The organism is Sphingomonas sp. MS122 (genome assembly GCF_049532975.1).
Taxonomy (GTDB): Bacteria; Pseudomonadota; Alphaproteobacteria; order Sphingomonadales; family Sphingomonadaceae; genus Sphingomonas.
Genome location: NZ_CP186695.1, coordinates 58,779 through 79,147 on the forward strand (window position 1 = coordinate 58,779; position 20,369 = coordinate 79,147).

At 67.9% G+C, this 20,369-nt stretch carries 20 protein-coding genes; 16 read left to right on the forward strand and 4 right to left on the reverse strand.

What is annotated here, in order from left to right; genetic code table 11:
* Positions 1–129: 129 nt before the first annotated feature.
* Complete coding sequence (gene clpA, locus ACO227_RS00270; RefSeq protein ID WP_423604327.1) at positions 130–2,454, forward strand: ATP-dependent Clp protease ATP-binding subunit ClpA; 2,325 nt, start codon at positions 130–132, stop codon at positions 2,452–2,454.
* Between the two features lie 43 nt (positions 2,455–2,497).
* On the opposite strand, the gene ACO227_RS00275 is transcribed toward clpA, so the two are convergent.
* On the reverse strand, positions 2,498–3,073 hold the full coding sequence (locus ACO227_RS00275) for an FMN-dependent NADH-azoreductase (protein ID WP_423604328.1): 576 nt from the start codon (positions 3,071–3,073) through the stop codon (positions 2,498–2,500).
* A gap of 98 nt (positions 3,074–3,171) precedes the next feature.
* Between ACO227_RS00275 and ACO227_RS00280 the strand changes: the two genes are divergently transcribed.
* The 4 genes from ACO227_RS00280 to ACO227_RS00295 all read left to right on the forward strand — a co-directional run bounded on the left by ACO227_RS00280 (position 3,172) and on the right by ACO227_RS00295 (position 7,318).
* Positions 3,172–3,540, forward strand: a complete 369-nt coding sequence (locus ACO227_RS00280; RefSeq protein ID WP_423604329.1) for a winged helix-turn-helix transcriptional regulator — start codon at positions 3,172–3,174, stop codon at positions 3,538–3,540.
* A 78-nt stretch (positions 3,541–3,618) separates the two neighbouring features.
* Positions 3,619–5,292 carry a sensor domain-containing diguanylate cyclase gene (locus ACO227_RS00285; protein WP_423604331.1) on the forward strand — a complete coding sequence of 558 codons (1,674 nt, stop codon included), beginning with the start codon at positions 3,619–3,621 and terminating at the stop codon, positions 5,290–5,292.
* Positions 5,293–5,358: 66 nt separating this feature from the next.
* Complete coding sequence (locus tag ACO227_RS00290) at positions 5,359–5,571, forward strand: hypothetical protein (protein WP_423604333.1); 213 nt, start codon at positions 5,359–5,361, stop codon at positions 5,569–5,571.
* A gap of 46 nt (positions 5,572–5,617) precedes the next feature.
* Entirely contained in the window at positions 5,618–7,318 is a 1,701-nt protein-coding gene (locus ACO227_RS00295) for a long-chain-fatty-acid--CoA ligase (RefSeq protein ID WP_423604335.1), read from the forward strand.
* A gap of 12 nt (positions 7,319–7,330) precedes the next feature.
* Here the strand turns inward: ACO227_RS00295 and ACO227_RS00300 are convergent, their stop codons facing one another.
* Positions 7,331–8,698 carry an NAD-dependent succinate-semialdehyde dehydrogenase gene (locus ACO227_RS00300; RefSeq protein WP_423604337.1) on the reverse strand — a complete coding sequence of 456 codons (1,368 nt, stop codon included), beginning with the start codon at positions 8,696–8,698 and terminating at the stop codon, positions 7,331–7,333.
* A 100-nt stretch (positions 8,699–8,798) separates the two neighbouring features.
* On the opposite strand from ACO227_RS00300, the gene ACO227_RS00305 reads away from it, so the two are divergent.
* The 6 genes from ACO227_RS00305 to ACO227_RS00330 all read left to right on the forward strand — a co-directional run bounded on the left by ACO227_RS00305 (position 8,799) and on the right by ACO227_RS00330 (position 12,816).
* Positions 8,799–9,044: an exodeoxyribonuclease VII small subunit gene (locus tag ACO227_RS00305; RefSeq protein ID WP_423604338.1), complete on the forward strand. Its 246-nt coding sequence runs from the start codon at positions 8,799–8,801 to the stop codon at positions 9,042–9,044.
* Positions 9,041–9,952, forward strand: a complete 912-nt coding sequence (locus ACO227_RS00310; protein ID WP_423604340.1) for a polyprenyl synthetase family protein — start codon at positions 9,041–9,043, stop codon at positions 9,950–9,952. Before ACO227_RS00305 ends, ACO227_RS00310 begins: the two co-directional genes overlap by 4 nt.
* 19 nt (positions 9,953–9,971) lie before the next feature.
* Positions 9,972–10,478 (forward strand): pantetheine-phosphate adenylyltransferase, encoded by a 507-nt coding sequence (gene coaD, locus ACO227_RS00315; RefSeq protein ID WP_423604342.1) that lies wholly within the window; start codon positions 9,972–9,974, stop codon positions 10,476–10,478.
* 100 nt (positions 10,479–10,578) lie between these two features.
* A complete protein-coding gene (locus ACO227_RS00320) occupies positions 10,579–11,235 on the forward strand; it encodes a peptidylprolyl isomerase (protein ID WP_423604344.1) in 657 nt (218 codons plus the stop codon).
* Positions 11,236–11,269: 34 nt separating this feature from the next.
* Positions 11,270–12,319, forward strand: coding sequence for a tRNA preQ1(34) S-adenosylmethionine ribosyltransferase-isomerase QueA (queA, locus tag ACO227_RS00325; protein WP_423604346.1), 1,050 nt, complete (start codon positions 11,270–11,272; stop codon positions 12,317–12,319).
* Positions 12,316–12,816, forward strand: a complete 501-nt coding sequence (locus ACO227_RS00330; RefSeq protein ID WP_423604348.1) for an EF-hand domain-containing protein — start codon at positions 12,316–12,318, stop codon at positions 12,814–12,816. The genes queA and ACO227_RS00330 overlap by 4 nt, the downstream gene beginning before the upstream one ends.
* On the opposite strand, the gene ACO227_RS00335 is transcribed toward ACO227_RS00330, so the two are convergent.
* A complete protein-coding gene (locus ACO227_RS00335; RefSeq protein ID WP_423607409.1) occupies positions 12,813–13,577 on the reverse strand; it encodes a MerR family transcriptional regulator in 765 nt (254 codons plus the stop codon). The two genes, ACO227_RS00330 and ACO227_RS00335, sit on opposite strands and share 4 nt — an antisense overlap.
* A 122-nt stretch (positions 13,578–13,699) precedes the next feature.
* Between ACO227_RS00335 and ACO227_RS00340 the strand changes: the two genes are divergently transcribed.
* A complete protein-coding gene (locus tag ACO227_RS00340; protein WP_423604350.1) occupies positions 13,700–14,674 on the forward strand; it encodes a cation diffusion facilitator family transporter in 975 nt (324 codons plus the stop codon).
* Positions 14,667–15,326: an HAD hydrolase-like protein gene (locus tag ACO227_RS00345; RefSeq protein ID WP_423604352.1), complete on the forward strand. Its 660-nt coding sequence runs from the start codon at positions 14,667–14,669 to the stop codon at positions 15,324–15,326. The genes ACO227_RS00340 and ACO227_RS00345 overlap by 8 nt, the downstream gene beginning before the upstream one ends.
* Here ACO227_RS00345 and ACO227_RS00350 read toward each other — a convergent pair.
* Entirely contained in the window at positions 15,306–15,920 is a 615-nt protein-coding gene (locus ACO227_RS00350; protein ID WP_423604354.1) for a cupin domain-containing protein, read from the reverse strand. The genes ACO227_RS00345 and ACO227_RS00350 overlap by 21 nt on opposite strands.
* Positions 15,921–15,948: 28 nt before the next feature.
* Here ACO227_RS00350 and tgt point away from each other — a divergent pair, with 28 nt between their 5' ends.
* From tgt to ACO227_RS00365, 3 genes are read left to right on the forward strand one after another with little or no spacing between them, the layout of a single operon-like run.
* Positions 15,949–17,079, forward strand: coding sequence for a tRNA guanosine(34) transglycosylase Tgt (gene tgt / locus ACO227_RS00355; RefSeq protein ID WP_423604355.1), 1,131 nt, complete (start codon positions 15,949–15,951; stop codon positions 17,077–17,079).
* Positions 17,080–17,129: 50 nt separating this feature from the next.
* Positions 17,130–17,336: a hypothetical protein gene (locus ACO227_RS00360; RefSeq protein WP_423604357.1), complete on the forward strand. Its 207-nt coding sequence runs from the start codon at positions 17,130–17,132 to the stop codon at positions 17,334–17,336.
* 27 nt (positions 17,337–17,363) lie between these two features.
* On the forward strand, positions 17,364–20,195 hold the full coding sequence (locus tag ACO227_RS00365) for a M16 family metallopeptidase (RefSeq protein WP_423604359.1): 2,832 nt from the start codon (positions 17,364–17,366) through the stop codon (positions 20,193–20,195).
* The last annotated feature ends 174 nt before the right edge of the window (positions 20,196–20,369 follow it).

The window sequence follows — 20,369 nt, forward strand, 5'->3', positions numbered from 1 at the left end:
GCGTCGTACCGGAGCCGGGCGTCACGCCACTCCGGTGCGAAAGCGCTGCGCTTGATGCGAGGCACCGCACTTCCAACATTGGTGGAAACGGGCCGCATGTCCTGATGGCCCGACTGGAGTTGTTCCCGAATGCCTAGTTTCGCCTCCGCCCTCGAATCCACTCTCCACCGCGCGCTCGAGGCGGCGAGTTCGCGCCGCCACGAATATGCGACGCTCGAGCATCTGCTGCTCGCGCTGGTCGACGACGAGCATGCCTCGAAGGTGATGGGCGCGTGCGGGGTCGATCTCGACGAGCTCAAGACCACCGTCGCCCATTATCTCGACACCGAGCTGCAGGCGCTGCGCGTCGACCAGACTACCGATCCATCGCCCACCAGCGGCTTCCAGCGCGTGGTCCAGCGCGCGATCCTCCACGTCCAGTCCTCGGGCCGCGACGAGGTGACCGGCGCCAACGTGCTGGTCGCGCTGTTCAGCGAGCGCGAGAGCTACGCCGTCTATTTCCTCCAGCAGCAGGACATGAGCCGGCTCGACGCGGTGAGCTTCATCAGCCATGGCGTCGGCAAGGGTGCGAGCCCGGCTGAATCCACGCCGCCCAAGGGCGCGGCCGAGGAGGAGAAGCCGGCGAAGAGCGAAGGCGGCAAGAAGGGCGAGAGCGCGCTCAAGCAGTTCACCGTCGACCTCAACGAGAAGGCCAAGGCCGGCAAGGTCGATCCGCTGATCGGCCGCGGGCCGGAGGTCGACCGTACCGTCCAGATCCTGTGCCGCCGCAGCAAGAACAACCCGCTTTATGTCGGCGATCCCGGCGTCGGCAAGACCGCCATCGCCGAGGGTCTGGCGCGCAAGATCGTCGAGGGCGACGTGCCCGACGTGCTCAAGGAAGCGGTGATCTACTCGCTCGACATGGGGGCGCTGCTCGCCGGCACGCGCTACCGCGGCGATTTCGAGGAACGGCTGAAGCAGGTCGTGTCGGAGCTGGAGAAGCTGCCGCACGCGGTGCTGTTCATCGACGAGATCCACACGGTGATCGGCGCCGGCGCGACCAGCGGCGGCGCGATGGATGCGTCGAACCTGCTCAAGCCGGCGCTGTCGGGCGGCACGATCCGCTGCATCGGCTCGACGACGTACAAGGAATTCCGCAACCATTTCGAGAAGGACCGCGCACTGTTGCGCCGGTTCCAGAAGATCGACGTCAACGAGCCGACGATCGAGGACACGATCAAGATCCTCGCCGGCCTGCGCACCGCGTTCGAGCAGCACCACTCGGTCAAGTACACCCCCGACGCGATCAAGTCGGCGGTCGAGCTGAGCTCGCGCTACATCAACGACCGCAAGCTGCCCGACAAGGCGATCGACGTGATCGACGAGGTCGGCGCGATGCAGATGCTGGTGCCGCCGTCCAAGCGCAAGAAGACGATCACCCCCAAGGAGATCGAGGCGGTGATCGCGACGATGGCGCGCATCCCGCCGAAGAGCGTCTCGACCGACGACACGCGCGTGCTCGCCAATCTCGAGACGGACTTGAAGCGCGTCGTGTTCGGCCAGGACAAGGCGATCGAGGTGCTGTCCTCGGCGATCAAGCTCAGTCGCGCGGGCCTGCGCGATCCCGAGAAGCCGATCGGCAACTATCTCTTCTCGGGCCCGACCGGCGTCGGCAAGACCGAGGTGACCAAGCAGCTCGCCGAGCTGCTCGGCATCCCGCTCCAGCGCTTCGACATGTCCGAGTATATGGAGCGCCACAGCGTCAGCCGCCTGATCGGCGCGCCGCCGGGCTATGTCGGCTATGACCAGGGCGGGCTGCTCACCGATGCGGTCGACCAGAACCCGCATTGCGTGCTGCTGCTCGACGAGGTCGAGAAGGCGCACCCGGACCTGTTCAACATCCTGCTGCAGGTGATGGACAACGGCAAGCTGACCGACCACCACGGCAAGACTGTCGATTTCCGCAACGTCATCCTGGTGATGACGACCAATGCCGGCGCGTCCGACATGGCGCGGGAGAGCATCGGCTTCGGCGAGATCAGCCGCGACGACGTTCAGGAAGACGCGGTGCGCAAGCTGTTCACGCCGGAATTCCGCAATCGCCTCGATGCGATCGTGCCGTTCGACTATCTCCCGCCCAAGGTGGTCGAGCGGGTGGTGGAGAAATTCATTCTCCAGCTCGAGCTGCAGCTCGCCGACCGCGGCGTGCACATCGCGCTCGACGACGAGGCCAAGGCGTGGCTCACCGAGCGCGGCTACGATAAGCTCTACGGCGCGCGCCCGATGGGCCGCCTGATCCAGGAGAAGGTCAAGCAGCCGCTCGCCGAGGAGCTGCTGTTCGGCAAGCTCGTCCATGGCGGCGAGGTCGAGGTGAAGCTGAAGGACGGCGCGCTGACCTTCGCCATCACCCCTGCGGCACCCAAGCGGCCCAAAAAGGGTGGCGGCAAGAAAACCGTCGCGGCCAAGGCCAAGTAAAAAGGGGCGGGAGTGATCCCGCCCCTTCTTTTTTCCAGTTCGATCAGGCTGCGAGCGACGATGCCGCGAGATTCGAGGCCTGCACGCGCGCCGCATCGACCGCCGCCGTACGGGCCTCATCGCCCAGCGCCACGCCCTCGGCGATGATGAATTCGGGCTTGATGCCGATGAACCCGAATGCGGCGCCGAGATAGGTCTCGCCATGCTCCAGCGGCGCGGCGGGCGTGCCGGCACCGTAGAAGCCGCCCCGCGCCAGCGCGACGATCACGCGCTTGCCTCCGGCCAGCCCGACCGGCCCTTCGGGACCATAGCTGAAGGTCTGGCCGGCGATCATGACGCGGTCGAGCCATGCCTTGAGCTGGCTGGGGATGCTGAAATTGTAGAGGCCCGCGCCGATCACCACGATATCCGCGGCGAGGAATGCCTGCAGCTCGGTATTGCCCGCGGGATCGGCGAGCACGTCGAGCGTCAGGTGCGGCAGCGGCTGCGCGGCGAGGTCGCGATAGGCGATCTCGATCGCCGCATTTTCCGCGCGAAGCCGCTCGGTCACGGCGGCGCTGACGGCGCGGCTCGCCGAACCCGCGCCCTGGATGCTGGAATCGATATGAAGCAGTTTCATGTGGTCAATTTCCCGGTCTGGATTTGTGACCAGGACTAGCTATGTAACCACCTCAAGCGCGCCAAGAACGCATATTTTCGAGACCTGGTCACACTGAAATGACTGCTCCCCTCCCGCATCAGCATCAGGATTGCCGCGCCGTCAGCAGCATCCTCGCCATGGTCGGCGACAAATGGTCGGTGCTCGTGGTGATGACGCTGCGCCAGGAGCCGCGGCGCTTCAACGAGCTCAAGCGCGCGGTCAGCGGCATCTCACAGCAGATGCTCACGCGCACGCTCAAGGGGCTTGAGCGCGACGGGCTGGTCGCGCGCACCGTTCATCCGACCGTGCCGCCGCAAGTCGAATATGCGCTGACCGATCTCGGTCACTCGCTCGCCGACCCGGTGCGGCAGCTCGGCGAATGGGCGTTCGGCCACCTGCCGGTGATCTACGCCAATCGCGAGCGCTACGACCGCGCCGCCGGCTGATCCGCGCACCGGCTTGGCGATAATCTTAACCGCTTCTTCGCCATCCCGGCCTAGGGTCGCCGCATGGGCCGGGGGATCATGGCAGCTCTGCTGGTGGCGTTCGCCGCCATACTCGCGTGCGTCGCGGCGCCCGCGCATGCCCAATTGTCCAGTCTCGGCGCCGGCCAGACCGGACGGCCGCTCTCGGTCTGCGTACTGCGCGCGCATCCCGGCGACGATCCAGCGCGGCTGATCCGCGCCCCGCAGCGCTTCGACTGTACCGCCAAGCAGACCAGCTTCGGCCCCGGCGACTATTGGGTGATCTCCAATCCGATCGATGCGCGCCCGCACGAGCACCTGGTCGCGCGGATCGGCAGCGTATGGCAGCGGAACCTCTCGCTCTACGTGCTTTACGCGGACGGTTATTTTGCGGCGATGCACGACGACAATCGGGGCATCACCAAGCGCATCCAGCTCGGCGCGATCGTCGAGCATCCACTGCCGCACCACCCCGCTAAGGTGCGGCGGCTGATGTGGAAGGTCGAGGGGGCGGCCAATCTGCGTGGCATCGTCATGGGCCCGCGGCTGGCGACGCAGGCGGAAAGCCAGCGCTCCAACCTCGCGATGGGCGCTATCTATGCCGGCTTCGGCGGGCTCGCGCTGGCGCTGCTCGTCTACAATCTCGCGCTCTGGGCCTCGCTTCGTTACCGCTTCCAGCTCGCTTATTGCCTTATGGTGGCGGCGCTGCTCGCTTATGCCTTCACCTCGTCCGGCGCGCTCGCCTGGGCCTGGTCCGACATTGCCAACAATGACCGTCTCCGGCTCAACTATCTGCTGCTCACGCTCGCCTGCGCCTCGGCACTGCTGTTCGCGCGGGCCTTTTTCGAAGAGCATGTGTTCGGCCCCCGGCTGCGGCTGCTGATCCGCGCGACGGTGGTCATCCTGGTGGGCACCGGCCTGTTCTTCGTGCTCTTCGCCCCGATCGGCGTGAACCTTGTCGACCGCGTCTACTCCTGGGTGTTCGCGGGCGTGATCATCTCGGTCGTCGCGACCTTGTGGAGCGCCTGGCGCAACCGCTCCAACTATCTCTGGGTGTTCGCGATCGCCTGGGCACTGCCGATCTTCGCCGCGTGCATGCGCGTCTTCGCCAATCTGGGCCTGATCCGCTGGAACTTCTGGCTCGACAATTCGACGATCCTGTCGATGTCCGCCGAAGCGCTGATCTCGTCGGTCGCGATCGCATATCGCATCCGGCTGCTCAGCCGCGAGCGGGACTCGGCGATCGCCGCGGAGGCGGTCGCGCGCCGCCTCGCCGATACCGATCCGCTCACCGGCCTGCTCAACCGCCGCGCCTTCCTCGCCAGCGCGATCGGCCGCGAGGGGCCGCAGACGCTGCTGATTCTCGATCTCGACCATTTCAAGCAAGTCAACGACACGCTCGGCCATGACGGCGGCGACGAGGTGCTGCGCGTCGTCGCGCGTACGCTCCGCGCCCTCGCCCCGCCCGGGACGCTGGTCGCGCGGATCGGGGGCGAGGAGTTCGCGGTGGTCACCGGCATGAGCCAGCCGGCCGATCCCAATGCCGTGCTCACCCGGCTGCGCGCGACGCGCATGCCGTTCGACCTGCGCGTCACCGCCAGCATCGGCACCGCCACTGGCGCGCTCGCCACCGAAGCCGACTGGAAGGCGCTCTATCGCGCCGCGGACACTGCATTGTTCGCGGCGAAATCCGCCGGCCGCGATCGCGCCAGAGCCGCGCCGCTCGCCGCTTGAGCCGCTCCAATTCAGTTGCCGTTCAGGCATCCCGGGCGTAATGATGTACACCATAGGGAGGCGGCAATGGATCGGTTGGACAGGCGCAGGATCGCACTCGTCGGCGGCGGCGCGGCGCTGCTCGCCATCGCCACCCTTCCCCACCCGACCGCCGATATCCAGATCCTCACACACGAAGTGACCGATACCGCGCCGCGCAAGATCCAGGCGGCGGTCGACCTCGGCATTCTCGCCGTGTCGGTGATCTACACCTGGACCGCAAAGCGCGCGATCGGCTGAAGTCGCCCGAATTGACTCGCCCCTCGAGTTGCTTACACTCGTGTAAATGAGCGACCCCGAGCAGGCCTGGCGCACCGCCTATCGTCACCCCGGCCCCTGGGACCAGCAGCTCCCGCCGCTCTCGATGGCCGACGCGTTCGACGAATCCGCGCGGCGCATGGGCAACGCCCCGTTGCTCGACTTTCTCGGCCGGCATTACAGCTATGCCGAGACGCTCGACGGCGCCAACCGCGTCGCCTGCGGATTGAAGGCGCTGGGCTATGGGCCGGGCGACCGCATCGGCCTGTTCCTGCCCAACGTGCCGCATTACGTCGCGGCCTATTACGGCATCCTCAAGCTCGGGGCGACGGTGGTCAATTTCTCCCCGCTCTATTCGGTGGAAGAGCTCGAGGCGCAGGTCGAGGATTCGGGCACGCGGCTGCTGTTCACGATCAGCGCCACCGCGCTGCTTCCCACCGCGCTCAAGGTGCTCGACGCGAGTAGCCTCGAGCGGCTCGTGGTCGGCTCGGTCGCCGGTGCGCTGCCCGCCGCCAAGTCGCTGCTCTACCGCTGGTTTCGTGCCCGGGAAGTCGCCGAGAAGCCCGACGATCCGCGCATCATGGCCTTCTCGCAGCTCATCGCCAACAACGGCGCGTGCGAGACCGCGAAGGTCGATCCCGCCACGCATCTCGCGCTGATCCAATATACCGGCGGCACCACCGGCCTGCCCAAGGGCGCGATGCTCACGCACGCCAACCTCTCGGCCAATGCACGTCAGGTCGCCAAGCTCGACCCCGATCTCGGCACGACCAAGGACAAGGTGCTGGGCGTGCTGCCCTTCTTCCACGTCTTCGCCAATACCTGCGTGCTCAACCGCACCGTGCTGACCGGCGGCGAGATCGTGATGCTCCCGCGCTTCGACGCCGCCCAGGCGCTCGCTGCGATCGGCCGCACCCGCCCGCTCGCCTTGCCCGGTGTGCCGACGATGTTCCAGGCGTTGCTCGACCATCCCAAGGCGGCGTCGACCGACTGGTCGAGCCTCAAATATTGCATCTCGGGCGGTGCTCCGCTCCCCGCCGAGCTCAAGACGCGGTTCGAGGCCGCGACCGGTGCCGTGCTGATCGAGGGCTATGGCCTATCCGAAAGCTCGGGCGTGGTCTCCGCCAACCCGTACAAGACCGAAGGCAAGTCGGGCACGATCGGCCAGCCGATCATCGGCACGCGCGTGCGGCTGGTCGACAAGGAGGACGCGGCCCGTCCCGCGCCCGAAGGCGAGCCGGGCGAGATCGTCGTCGCCGGCCCGCAGATCATGGCCGGCTACTGGAACCGCCCGGACACCGACGGCACCACCTTTTGCTACGACGCCGCCGGCCAGAAATGGCTGCGCACCGGCGATGTCGGGCAGATCGACGACGACGGCTTCATCCGCATCGTCGACCGCATCAAGGACATGATCGCGGTCGGCGGGTTCAAGGTCTTCCCCAAGCATATCGAGGACGTGCTCTACCGCCACCCCGCGGTGAAGGAGGCGCTGGTGGTCGGCATGCCCGACCCTTATCGCGGCGAGACCCCGCGCGCCTATGTCTCGCTCAACGACGATGCCGAGCCGGTCACTGGCGAGGCCTTGCGCGACTGGCTCAACCCCCAGGTCGGCAAGCACGAGCGCGTCGACGCCGTGGTGATCCGCCCGAAGCTGCCCAAGACGATGATCGGCAAGCTCAGCCGCAAGGACCTGTTGCTCGAGATCGCGGCGGAGGGTGGCGTTTAAACCGCATTCGCGTCAGCCCCAGTCTGGCAGCATCACCGCCTTCAAATTCATGAACTCGTGCAGTCCCCACGGCCCCAGCTCGCGGCCATGGCCGGATCGCTTCACGCCGCCGAACGGCGCTTCCGGGGTCGAGGCGAGCATCTGGTTCACCGCCAGCATCCCGCTCTCCACGTCGCGCACGAATCGGTCGATCTCCGCCTGATCCCGCGTCCACACGCTCGACCCGAGCCCGAACGGTACGTCATTGGCCAGCGCGATCGCCGCGTCGATGTCGTCGGCCTTGAACACCATCGCCACGGGCCCGAAAATCTCCTCCTGCGCGAAGTCCGCCTCGGGATCGACCTGCGTGAGCACCCCCGCGCTCATCCACGCGCCCTCGCGCTCGATCTTCTCACCGCCGACCAGCTTCGCCCCGTCGGCGATCGCCCGTTCGAGCTGCTCCAGCACCGTGTCGCGCTGCTCGACGCTCGACAGCGGCCCCATCTCGATGCCGTCCTGCATCGGATCGCCGATCTTCACCGCCAGCATCGCGGCCGTGAACTTCTCCAGGAACGAGTCATAGACATCGGCATGCACGATCATCCGCTTGGCGCAGATGCAGCTCTGCCCGGCATTCTGCACCCGCGCCCTGACCGCCGCCTTCACCGCCGCGTCGAGATCGGCCGAGGGCATCACGACGAACGGGTCCGATCCGCCGAGCTCGAGCACCACCTTCTTGAGCGCCTTGCCCGCCGCCTCCGCGACCTTTGCGCCCGCGCCCTCGCTCCCGGTCAGCGTCACCGCCGCGACGCGCTCGTCGGCGATGATCCGCGAGACCTTGTCGGACTTGATCGCGAGGTTCTGGAACACGCCGTCGGGCGCGCCCGCCGCGCTCACCATCTGCTGGATCAGCGCGGCGCAGCCCTGGGTCAGCGAGGCGTGCTTGAGCAGCCCGACATTGCCCGCCAGGATCGTCGGCGCGAGCCAGCGCACCACCTGCCAGTAAGGGAAGTTCCACGGCATCACCGCCAGCACCGGCCCGAGCGGCAGCCAGTGCGCCACCGCGCGCCCGCTCGCGGTCCTGGTCTCCACCGGCTCCAGGTGGGCGGCGCCCTTCGCGGCATAGTAGCGGAAGCCCGCGATGCACTTCTCCACCTCGGCCACCGCCGAGGCGAGCGTCTTGCCCATCTCGCTGGTCGCGGTCTCGGCGAGGTGCTGCTTGTTCGCCTCGAACTGATCGGCGATCGCGCTCAGCAGGGTGGTGCGCTGCGCCAGCTCGCTCACCCGCCACGAGCGATACGCGGCCTCGGCACGCGCCAGCGCCGCCTCGATCGCCTCATCGTCCAGCGCCTCGAACGTCGCCGCCTCTTCGCCGGTCGCCGGATTGATGCTCGTGAACATGCGCGGTCTCCTTCATGGGCAATGTGGCGCGGGCAATGTAGGAACCCCGCTCGAATTGCGGGAGGTTGAATTGGCTCCGCCCCCGGCGCATAGCGGCGGCATGACGGAAGAGCCCGAGATCACTGCGCTGTCGTTCGAGGATGCGCTCAAGGAACTGGAGCGGATCGTCACGCGTCTCGAAAGCGGCGATGCGCTGCTCGACGAGGCGATCGCGCTCTACGAACGCGGCGATGCATTGCGCCGCCAATGTGCCGCCAGGCTCGATGCGGCGCAGGCGCGGATCGAGGCGATCCGGGCCGATGCCGACGGCCGCGTCACCGGCACCGCACCCTTCGCCGCAGGATGACCGAGCGGGTGGCGCACGCCAGCCTCGCGCTCGAATCGGCGATGCGCGACGTGGCGGACGAGATCGACCGCCAGTTCGAGCTGCTGCTGCCCATCCCCGCCGATCCCCGCGCGCGTCTCTATGCCGCGATGCGCCACGCCGCGATCGGCGGCGGCAAGAGGCTGCGCCCATTGCTCACCTTCGCCACCGCGCGACTGTTCGCGGTCGATCCCGGCTGCACCGCGCGCGCCGCCACCGCGGTCGAGTGCATCCATGTCTATTCACTGATCCACGACGACCTGCCGGCGATGGACGACGACGACGTGCGCCGCGGCAAGCCCACCGTCCACCGCGCCTATGACGAGGCGACGGCGATCCTCGCCGGCGATTGCCTCCACGCGCTCGCCTTCGAGATCCTGGCCCACCCCGCCACTCATGCCGACCCCTTCGTGCGCGCCGAGCTGGTCGCCGATCTTGCGCGCGCCGCGGGGCCAGCGGGCATGGCCGGCGGGCAGATGATGGACCTGATGGCGGAACAGAGCAGCTTCGACCTCGCCACCGTCACCCGCTGCCAGGCACTCAAGACCGGCGCGCTGATCTCGTGCGCGGTCGAGGCCGGCGCGATCCTCGGCCGCATCCCGCCCGACGCGCGCACCGGCCTGCGCGGCTATGCCCGCGACATCGGCCTCGCCTTCCAGATCGCCGACGACATCCTCGACGTCGAGGGCGACGAGGACGCCGCGGGCAAGAAGCTGCGCAAGGACGAAGCCGCGGGCAAGGAGACCTTTCTCACGCTGCTCGGCCTCGACCGCGCGCGCGAGCAGGCCCGTCTGCTCGTCGAGCAGGCGATCGCCCACCTTCACGCATATGGCGAGGAAGCCGACCTGCTACGCGACATCGCCCGCTACACGCTCGAGCGCGACCGCTGACCCTCCAGGAGCCACCGACATGACCCTCCGCACCGGCGTCTATCCCGGCACCTTCGATCCGATCACGCTCGGCCATATGGACATCATCCGCCGCGGCGCGAAGCTGGTCGACCGGCTCGTCATCGGCGTCACCACCAACCCGTCCAAGAACCCGATGTTCAGCGTCGAGGAGCGGATGGCGATGGTGCGTCGCGAGGTCGAGGGGATCGAGGGCGAGATCCATGTCGTCAGCTTCGATTCGCTGCTGATGGACTTCGCCGAGCGCGAGGGCGCCAGCGTCATCGTGCGCGGGCTGCGCGCCGTCGCCGACTTCGAATACGAATATCAGATGGCGGGCATGAACCAGCAGCTCAACAGCCGGATCGAGACCGTCTTCCTGATGGCCGACGTCTCGCTCCAGCCGATCGCCTCGCGCCTGGTCAAGGAGATCGCGATGTTCGGCGGCGAGATCCGCAAGTTCGTGACGCCCGCGGTGCGCGAGGAAGTCATGGCTCGCGTGGAGCAGATCGGACGCAAGGGCTCGTAAGAACCGGCGCCGCCGCAATTCCGCCGCTTGCCGCATTCACTTTGCCGCAAGCAGCGAATTGCTCTAAGCCGCTGCCATTCCAGATCCGGTGGGGATGTCGATGCGTTTTGTTGCCCTGATTCTTGCCTTTACGGCGTCGCTCTTCGCCATGCCGGCGAGCGCGCAATCGCAATATGTGCCTGGTCCCGAGGGGCGCGCGACCCCGCCCGCTACGACCGACAAGGAAAATCTCTGGCTGCTCGACCTGTCGACCGGCGGCCGCGTCACCATCTGGCTGCGCCCCGACGTCGCGCCCAAGATGGTCGAGCGGATCAAGGATCTCACCCGCAAGAAATTCTACGACGGCCTCGTCTTCCATCGCGTGATCGAGGGCTTCATGGCGCAGGGCGGTGACCCCAAGGGCGACGGCAGCGGCGGCTCGGAGCAGCCCGACCTGCCCAAGGAGTTCAACTACCTCCCGCACGTCCGCGGCGCAGTCTCCGCCGCCCGCGCGCAGAGCGAGGACAGCGCCAACAGTCAGTTCTTCATCATGTTCGTGCCGCGCCTCGGCCTCGACCAGAAATACACCGTGTTCGGCCGGGTGATCGATGGCATGCAATATGTCGATTCGATCCCGCGCGGCGAGCCGCCCGCGAATCCCGCCAAGATCCTCCACGCCTATATCGCTGCCGACAATCCGCCGGCCTACACCCCGCCACCGCCGCCCGCGCCGGTCGAGGAGCCCGCCGCGCTGCCGCCGGGGCCGGGCAAGAAGTGACGCGCCGCCCGGCTCGTCCGGGCGTCGAATCCGCATGAACGTCGACCTGTTCGATTTCGAGCTGCCGCCCGAGCGTATCGCGCTGCGCCCGGCAAGCCCGCGCGATTCGGCGCGGCTGCTGCTGCTCGACGGCGCCGGTAATGAGGGGCGCACCGAGGACCGCACCGTCGGCGATCTCCCCGCGCTGCTCACCCCCGGCGACCTGCTCGTTTTCAACGATACCCGCGTCATCTCCGCTCAGCTCGAGGGCACGCGGGGGGAGGCGCGGATCGGCGCCACGCTCCACAAGCGCGAGGGGCCGCGGCACTGGATCGCCTTCATCCGCAATGCCAAAAGGCTGCGCGAGGGCGACGCGATCGACTTCGGCGCGGGCGTCACGGCCATGGCCGAGGCGCGCCACGACGACGGCAGCTTCACCCTGTTCTTCCCCGGCGACGAGCCGGTCGAGCTGCTGCTCGAGCGCGCCGGGCGCATGCCGCTCCCGCCTTATATCGCCGCCAAGCGCCCGACCGACGCGCGCGACGCCGACGACTATCAGACGATGTTCGCGAACGAGCCCGGCGCCGTCGCCGCTCCCACCGCGGCACTGCACTTCACGCCAGCGCTCATGGCCGCGCTCGAAGCGGCGGGAATCGAGCATACCACATTGACCCTCCATGTCGGCGCGGGCACCTTCCTGCCGGTCAAGGCCGACGACACCGACGATCACCGCATGCACGCCGAATGGGGCCGGATCGACCAGGCAACCGCCGACCGCCTCAACGCCGTCCGCGCCAAGGGCGGCCGGGTCATCGCGGTCGGCACCACCAGTCTGCGCCTGATCGAGAGCGCGAGCGGCGAGGACGGCATCGTCCGCCCGTTCGAGGGCGACACCGCGATCTTCATCACCCCCGGCTATCGCTTCCGCGGCGTCGACGGCCTCGTCACCAACTTCCACCTGCCGCGCTCGACTCTGTTCATGCTGGTCTCGGCACTGATGGGCCTCGACCGCATGCAGGCCGCCTATGCCCACGCCATCGCTGCCAATTACCGTTTCTACAGCTATGGTGACGCCAGCCTGCTCCTGCCCGGAAAGCCCGCATGATCCTTCTCGCCCTCGCCGCCCTCGCCGCCCAGCAGCAGCCGGTGACCCCGCCGCCCGTGCTCGCCCGCCCGCTGCCCGGCGCCGAGCCGATCCCACTGATGATCGCCGAGCCGGTGGCGATGGCGATCGCCGCGTTCGATGCCGATGGCGACGCTGCCGTCACCCGCGCCGAGTACGATGCGGGCGTGCGCAAGAGCTTCGAGGCGGTGGCCAAGGGCCAGCCCGCGATCGGCTATATCCAGTTCGGCGACTGGTCCGAACGGTGGCTCGGCAACCGCAACGCACTGCCGAGCCCCTTCGAGGTCGACCAGGACGGCGACAACCGCATCAGCCTGCCCGAGCTGCAGGGCCGGTTCGAGCTGTTCTTCACGCGCTTCGACCGCGACAAGAACGGCACGATCCTGCGCAGCGAGCTGCTCACCACGCGGCCCCAGCCCCAGCCCGGCGCACGCCCGGGCGACGGTGACGACCGCCGCCCGCAGCGACGCCGCGGCTAGAGCGACCGCTCGGCATAGATCGCCATCGCCGCGGCGATGAATTCCGCCGTCCCCGGCAGCGCGCCATCCTCATACGTGCCGCGGAACTCGGCGTTCTCGACATAGAAGCGTCCGAGCCCCGCAAACGCCGCCGCGTCGGGAGTCCAGCTGTGGCACACCCAGGCATAATGGCGCGCGGCCACCGCCTGCGCCGCTTCCGATCCCGGCTCGGCGCCCTCGCGGAACAGCCGCTGGAAGTCGCTCCGGATCGCCTCCATCTCGGTCTGGATCTGCGCGACCTGTTCCTTCGAGAAGCCCCGTGCCTTGTCCTGCGCTGCACGCACTGCGTCCTCACCCCAGAACGCCACCGCCTCGCGCTGCCAACGCTCGCGCGTTTCGGGCGCGATGCCCGCGTAATAGTCATTGTCGTCCATCGCCTCATCCTTTTCGAGCGACGCGATCGTGCGGTCGATCGTGGCGATGAGTTCGCGATACCGGCCGATCCGCGCCTCGAGCGCCTCCCGATGCCCCTTCAGCGCCGTCAGCGGATCGAACCCCGGATCGTCGAGGATCGCGCCGATCTCGCCCAAAGGCAGGCCCAGCTCGCGATAGAACAGGATCTGCTGCAGCCGCAGCAGTTCCGGGCGGCCATAATAGCGATAGCCATTGGCTCCGACATGCCCCGGCTCGAGCAAGCCGATCGCGTCGTAATGATGCAGCGTGCGCACGCTGATTCGCGCCGCCTTCGCCACCTGCCGCACCGTTCGCATGTCGTTCCTCATCTTCACGCGAATCGCTCTATCGGGGATGACGCAGCGTGAGGGTCAAGCCCGCGCGAACCACCCTGCGTAAAACCGCAATGTGTCCTAGCATCACATGCTGCGCTGCGGCTAAGGTCGCCGCGATGCACGGGTCGCACAACCATAGCCATGCCGGACATGCGCACAGCCATGGCGGCCACAGCCATGCGCCGGCCGATTTCGGCCGCGCCTTCGCGATCGGCACCGCGCTCAATCTCGCCTTTGTCGCGGTCGAGGGTGCGGCCGGCATCCTCACCGGATCGATGGCGCTGCTGGCGGACGCCGGGCACAATCTCTCCGATGTTCTGGGGCTGCTGATCGCGTGGGGCGGCGCCTCGCTCGCCAAGCTCCCGGCCTCGCGCCGCTTCACCTATGGTCTGTCGAGCTCGACCATCCTCGCCGCGCTCGCCAACGCCGTGCTGCTGCTCGTCGCCGTCGGCGCGATCGCGCTCGAGGCGATACAGCGCTTCCGCGACCCGCCTGCCGTCGAAGGCGCGACGGTGATGATCGTTGCCGGCATCGGCATCCTCATCAACGCCGCCACCGCGCTCATGTTCATGCGCGGACGCGACAGCGACATCAACGTCCGCGGTGCTTATCTTCACATGGCGGCCGACGCCGGCGTCTCGGCAGGCGTGGTGCTCGGCGGCGGGCTGATCCTGCTCACGGGCGCGCTGTGGATCGATCCCGCGATCAGCCTGCTCATCGTTGCGGCGATCCTGTGGAGCACCTGGGGCTTGCTGCGCGATTCGGTGACGATGGCGCTCCATGCCGTCCCGCCCGGCATCGATCCCGAAAAGGTCGACGCGATGCTCGCCGGTCTGCCCGGCGTCGCCCGCGTCCATGATCTCCATATCTGGCCGATGAGCACCACCGAGGTCGCGTTGACCGCGCATCTGCTGATGCCCGACGGCCATCCCGGCGACGCCTTCCTCGAAGACGCGCAGCATCGCCTGGCGCATGATTTCCGCATCGGCCACGCGACGCTGCAGATCGAGGTCGGCGACGGCGATCCGTGCCGGCTCCATAACGGCCACGGCAATCACGGCCCCGGAAATCATGGGCACCCTCATGACTGAGCCGGGTGCGCCGCTCCGGCTGGTGATCTTCGATTTCGACGGCACGCTGTCCGACAGCGGCAACTGGTTCCTGTCGATCATGGATCACCTGTCCGACCGCTACGGTTTCCGCCGCATCCATCCCGACGAGATCGAGCCGCTGCGGCGCAAGAGCACGCGCGACGTGATCAGCCATCTCGCGATCCCGCGCTGGAAGCTGCCCTTCATCTCGCGCTACGTGCGCCGCCTGTTCGGCCGCAACACGCACCAGGTGCAGCTGTTCGAGGGCGTCGCGGACATGCTCGCCGCGATCGAGGCGGCGGGAATCGACATCGCGGTCGTCACCTCGAACAGCGAGGCCAATGCCCGCGCCGTGCTCGGCCGCGAGAACGCCGCTCGCGTGCGCTGGTGGGCATGCGGCGCCTCGCTGTTCGGCAAGGCGCCCAAATTCCGCAAGGTGCTCAAGGTCAGCGGCATCCCGCCGCACGAGGCGTTGTCGATCGGCGACGAGACGCGCGACATCGACGCGGCGCGCGCGACCGGTGTGCGTGCCGGCGCGGTGCTATGGGGCTATGCCAACCCGGAAGCCTTCGCGCATCTCGATCCCGACATCGCCTTCGCCACGCCGCAGGCGGTGATCGACCATGTCACCTCAGCCAAGATGGACGGCTAGCCACACCGTCGGCCCATCCGGATCGGTGCGCGTCACCCAATGCTTCACCCCGCCCGGGATCAGCAGATGGTCGCCGGGCTCCAGCGAAGCCTCCGCATATCCCTCCAGCCGGAGCGCCGCGCTGCCCCGGAGCACGACCACCCATTCGTCGGCTTCCTGCACGAACGGCTTGTCCGCCGGCGTCGCCTGCCCGTTCGAGACGATCCGCTCTATCCGCACCCCGCCCTGCGCCAGCAATTCGGTGAACGCCTCCTTGCGCTTCGCCGCGGGCAATCTGGCGAGCATGTTGCCGACCTTCAGCTTCTTGAGCTTCGGCTTAGGCGCCGCTTTCGGCTTGGGTGGGGGCTTGCGCTTCGGCAGTCCCTTCGCCGCCTCCTTCCAGTCGCTACGCATCGCGCCGCGCAGATAATCCTCGATCTCCGCCGCGCTCGCGGTCAGCCCGGACTTGCCGAAGCCGAACAGCTCCTTTCCCGCAGCATCCTTGAGTCCGTATTTGCCGAAGTCGCCGCCCGCCTTGCGCCGCCGCGACTTGACCAACTTCAACCCCCGGTTGCGCGCGCTTTCGCGCAGCTGTTCGTCACGTTCGCTTGCCATTGGCCCTCCAACGCACCAATCGGGCGAAATGCCTCCGCGTTTCGAATTCACCATCCACGCCACCGACGGCAAGGCCCGCACCGGCACGATCGCCATGCAGCGCGGCGAGATTCGCACCCCCGCCTTCATGCCGGTCGGCACCGCCGCCACCGTCAAGGCGATGAAGCCCCAGGACGTGCGCGCCTCGGGTGCCGACATCCTGCTCGGCAACACCTATCATCTGATGCTCCGCCCCACAGCCGAGCGAGTCCACCGCCTCGGCGGGCTGCACGGCTTCATGGGCTGGGACCGCCCGATCCTGACCGATTCGGGCGGCTACCAGGTGATGAGCCTGTCCGAGCTGACCAAGCGCAGCGAGGAAGGGATCGTCTTCAAGTCGCACCTCGACGGCTCGCGCCACATGCTCAGCCCCGAGCGATCGATGGAGATCCAGCGCCTGCTCGGCTCGAACATCGTCATGGCGTTCGACGAGCTCGTGCCCACCACCTCGACCCGCGAGGTGCAGACCGCGGCGATGGAGCGCTCGATGCGCTGGGCGAAGCGCAGCCGCAACGGTTTCGACGCCGGCGGCGAGCATGCGGAGCGCAACGCGCTGTTCGGCATCCAGCAGGGCGCGCTCGACGAGGGCCTGCGCAAGGCCAGCGCCGACGCGCTGCTCGACATCGGCTTCGACGGCTATGCGGTCGGCGGCCTCGCGGTCGGCGAGGGGCAGGAGGCGATGTTCGGCGTGCTCGACTATGCGCCGGGCCAGCTCGATCCGGCCAAGCCGCGCTATCTGATGGGCGTCGGCAAGCCCGACGACATCGTCGGCGCGGTCGAGCGCGGGATCGACATGTTCGACTGCGTCCTGCCCACCCGCTCGGGCCGCACCGGCCAAGCCTTCACCCGCGCCGGCCCGATCAACATCCGCAACGCGAAGTTCGCCGAGGACCAGGGCCCGCTCGACCCGGCCTGCGCCTGTCCGACCTGCGCCACCTTCACCCGCGCCTATGTCCACCACCTCGTGCGCGCGGGCGAGATCCTCGGCGCGATGCTGATGACCGAGCACAATCTCTGGTTCTACCAGGCACTGATGGCGGACCTGCGCGCCGCGATCGCCGAAGGGCGCCTCACCGCCTTCGCCCGTGATTTCCTCGCGACCTATTATGGCAAAGGCTGATTGCACCGCTGGCCTGGGAGTCTTACTCCTGTGAAACAGAGGAGTATCCAGTGACCGACAAGCCTGAAACCGACGAAATCGCCAACGAAATCACCGAAGCCGCCCGGATCGCGCGCGAGACCGCCGAACGCGCCGAGGGCACGCCCAAGCCCGGCGAGGGCAAGAAGTGGCCGCTCGCCAAGATCGGGCTCGGCATCGGTTCCGCCGCGCTCGCCGCCGCCGTCATCTACGCCGCCCGTTCGCGCAACAAGCGCTGACCCTCTTCCTCCCGACCGGAGACTCGAATGCGCCTGACCCGCACCGCGCTGTATCTGAGCGCCGCCCTGCTCCCCTTCGCCGCGCAGGCGCAGGACGCCGCGCCAGCCCCGGCAAAGGAGATCGCGGTCGCCCCGCTCGCCTATACCGAGCGCACCTTGCCCAACGGCCTCAAGGTCTACGCCATCCGCGACACCTCGACCGCCACGGTCTCGGTCCAGGTCTGGTACGACGTCGGCAGCAAGGACGATCCCGCGGGCAAGTCGGGCTTCGCGCACATGTTCGAGCATCTGATGTTCAAGGGCACGCGCAACCTGGTCGACGAGCAGATGGACCGGCTGACCGAGGATGTCGGCGGCTACAACAACGCCTCGACCAACTCCGACTACACCAATTACTATGAGGTGGTTCCCGCCAATCATCTCGAGCGCCTGCTGTTCGCCGAGGCGGATCGCATGGCGAGCCTCGTGGTCGACGCCAAAGTCTTCGCCTCCGAACGCGACGTGGTGAAGGAGGAGCTGCGCAGCCGCGTGCTCGCCCAGCCCTATGGCAAGCTCTTCTATGTCTATTTCCCCAACATCTCCTACGGCGTGCACCCCTATGCCCGCCCCGGCATCGGCAGCATCGAGGATCTCGACGCCGCGACGATCGACGACATCCGCGCCTTCCACGCGACTTATTACCGGCCCGACAATGCCGTGCTGGTCGTGGCCGGCAATTTCGATCCGGCACAGCTGGACAAATGGGTAGACAAATATTTCGCCGGGATCCCCAAGCCCAACCGCCCGATCCCGCGCGTCACTACCGCCGAGCCGCCGCGCACGACGCCCACGCGCCAGACGGTTTATGAGGCCAACACCCCGCTTCCCGCGGTGCTGCTGAGCTACCAGCTTCCGCCCGACAATGATCCCGACACACCCGCGCTCGCGGTGCTCGACGGCATCCTCTCGGGCGGCGAGAATTCGCGGCTCTACCGCAACCTCGTCTATCGCGACCAGCTCGTCGCGCAGGCCGACACCTTCCTCGACACGCGCCAGCAGACCGGCGCCTACGCGATGTACGCGATCCTCGCCGGAGGCAAATCGGCCGAGGAGGGCGAGAAGGCGATGCGCCGCGAAATCGCCGACCTGCGCGACAAGCCGGTCAGCGAGGCCGAGCTGGCCGAGGCCAAGAACGAAATTCTGACCGCCTCGCTCAAGAGCCGCGAGACTGCCGAGGGCAAGGCCTCGACCCTCGCCGCCTCGATCATCGTCAGCCGCGATCCCAGGGCGGCGGATGAGCAGCTCGCCGCGATCGCCCGAGTCACCGCGGCCGACGTCCAGCGGGTCGCGCGCAAATATCTAGGCGACAACCAGTCCGCCGCGCTGATCTATCTCCCCGACGCCGTGGCCAAGGGCTCCAAGGGCGACACCATCGCGGTCGCCCCAACGGTCAAGGTCGCGCCACTCGTCGCGCCCACGGACATCGTGACCCACACCCAGGCGCCCGAAGGCCAGCGCCTCGCCGTCCCCGCGCCCGGCCCGGCGGTCTCGCCTGTCATCCCGAAGGCCACCGAAACGAAGCTCGCCAACGGCCTGCGCGTGATCGTGGTCGAGAAGCGCGACCTGCCGATCGTCACCGCCACGGTCGTCGCCCCGGCGGGCGGCGCGCGTGACCCTGAAGGCAAGGCCGGCACCGCCTCGCTCGCCGCCGATCTGCTGACCAAGGGCACCGCCACCCGCTCGGCCGAGCAGATCGCGCAGCAGGTGGAGTCGCTCGGCGGCTCGATCGGGGCGGGCGCCGACTGGGACGCCGCCTTCGCCACCGTCACGGTCAAGGCCGACCAGGTCGATCCCGCGCTCGCTATCCTCGCCGACGTCGCGCGCAACCCCGCCTTCGCGCAGGCCGAGATCGACCGCGCGCGCAAACAGTCGATCGACGGCGTCACCGTCCAGCTCAAGGACCCCGGAGCGCTTTCAGGCATCGTCGCGAACCGGGTCGTGTTCGGCACCGCGCCTTATGGCAACCTGCTGTCGGGCACGCCTGGCTCGTTGCCGAAGGTCAGCCGCACCGACATCGTCAATGCTTATGGCGACGCGTGGCAGCCCGATCAGGCCGCGCTAGTGATCGTCGGCGATATCGCGCGGAAGGATGCGGTTGCTCAGGTGCAGAGGTTGTTCGGCGACTGGAAGGCGGAGACCCGCGTTACCGCAACTACTTTGCACGGCCCCGTCAAACCTCGCGTAATCGTGGTCGACCTGCCCGGCGCGGGCCAGGCCGGCGTGGTCATCGCCCGTCCCGGCATCGCCCGCGCCGACAAGGATTTCTACGCTGCGCAGGTCGCCAACGCCACGCTCGGCGTCGGCTTCACCTCGCGCCTCAATCGTGAGATCCGCATCAAGCGCGGCCTTGCCTATGGCGCGGGCAGCAGCGTCGATGCGCGCCGCGCGCCCGGCATCGTCACCGCTTCCACCCAGACCAAGAACCCCTCGGCGCCGGAAGTGGTCTCGCTGATCGCCGCCGAGATGAAGAAGCTCGGCGAAGCTCCCGTCCCCGCCGCCGAGCTCGATTCGCGCAAGGCCGTGCTGGTCGGCAGCTTCGGCCGCCGCATCGAGCGGACCGACGGCATCGCTGGCGCGCTTGTCGATTATGTCGCCGACGGCGTCCCGCTCGATACGCTTTCGACCTACATCCCCGCGATCCAGGGCGTCGATCCCGCCGCCGTCCAGGCCGCGGCGAAGAAGGTGCTCGATCCCGGGAACGCCAGCATCGTCGTCGTCGGCGACGCCAAGCAGTTCGTCGACGAACTGCGCAAGACGCATCCGAACCTCGAGGTGATCCCGGCGACATCGCTCAACCTCGACAGCGCGGCGCTGAAGTAGGCGGAGCATTTGCGGCACTTCCCTTCCTCGTCACCCCGGCCTCGAGCCGGGGTCCCGCTTGTCCGCCCGGGCGCAAAAGAAGCGAGATCCCGGGTCAAGCCCGGGATGACGGGATCGGCAGAAAATTACGTTAACCATCAATCGTTTCACCCTGGGACGCCGCAAAATCCGGGG

Coding starts and splice junctions, on each gene's coding strand:
- ACO227_RS00305 (WP_423604338.1), top strand. CDS start 8,799: ATGACGGAAGAGCCCGAGATCACTGCGCTGTCGTTCGAGGATGCGCTC.
- ACO227_RS00320 (WP_423604344.1), top strand. CDS start 10,579: ATGCGTTTTGTTGCCCTGATTCTTGCCTTTACGGCGTCGCTCTTCGCC.
- ACO227_RS00280 (WP_423604329.1), top strand. CDS start 3,172: ATGACTGCTCCCCTCCCGCATCAGCATCAGGATTGCCGCGCCGTCAGC.
- ACO227_RS00275 (WP_423604328.1), bottom strand. CDS start 3,073: ATGAAACTGCTTCATATCGATTCCAGCATCCAGGGCGCGGGTTCGGCG.
- ACO227_RS00340 (WP_423604350.1), top strand. CDS start 13,700: ATGCACGGGTCGCACAACCATAGCCATGCCGGACATGCGCACAGCCAT.
- tgt (WP_423604355.1), top strand. CDS start 15,949: ATGCCTCCGCGTTTCGAATTCACCATCCACGCCACCGACGGCAAGGCC.
- ACO227_RS00335 (WP_423607409.1), bottom strand. CDS start 13,577: ATGAGGAACGACATGCGAACGGTGCGGCAGGTGGCGAAGGCGGCGCGA.
- coaD (WP_423604342.1), top strand. CDS start 9,972: ATGACCCTCCGCACCGGCGTCTATCCCGGCACCTTCGATCCGATCACG.
- ACO227_RS00295 (WP_423604335.1), top strand. CDS start 5,618: ATGAGCGACCCCGAGCAGGCCTGGCGCACCGCCTATCGTCACCCCGGC.
- ACO227_RS00365 (WP_423604359.1), top strand. CDS start 17,364: ATGCGCCTGACCCGCACCGCGCTGTATCTGAGCGCCGCCCTGCTCCCC.
- ACO227_RS00300 (WP_423604337.1), bottom strand. CDS start 8,698: ATGTTCACGAGCATCAATCCGGCGACCGGCGAAGAGGCGGCGACGTTC.
- clpA (WP_423604327.1), top strand. CDS start 130: ATGCCTAGTTTCGCCTCCGCCCTCGAATCCACTCTCCACCGCGCGCTC.
- ACO227_RS00285 (WP_423604331.1), top strand. CDS start 3,619: ATGGCAGCTCTGCTGGTGGCGTTCGCCGCCATACTCGCGTGCGTCGCG.
- ACO227_RS00345 (WP_423604352.1), top strand. CDS start 14,667: ATGACTGAGCCGGGTGCGCCGCTCCGGCTGGTGATCTTCGATTTCGAC.
- queA (WP_423604346.1), top strand. CDS start 11,270: ATGAACGTCGACCTGTTCGATTTCGAGCTGCCGCCCGAGCGTATCGCG.
- ACO227_RS00310 (WP_423604340.1), top strand. CDS start 9,041: ATGACCGAGCGGGTGGCGCACGCCAGCCTCGCGCTCGAATCGGCGATG.
- ACO227_RS00330 (WP_423604348.1), top strand. CDS start 12,316: ATGATCCTTCTCGCCCTCGCCGCCCTCGCCGCCCAGCAGCAGCCGGTG.
- ACO227_RS00350 (WP_423604354.1), bottom strand. CDS start 15,920: ATGGCAAGCGAACGTGACGAACAGCTGCGCGAAAGCGCGCGCAACCGG.
- ACO227_RS00290 (WP_423604333.1), top strand. CDS start 5,359: ATGGATCGGTTGGACAGGCGCAGGATCGCACTCGTCGGCGGCGGCGCG.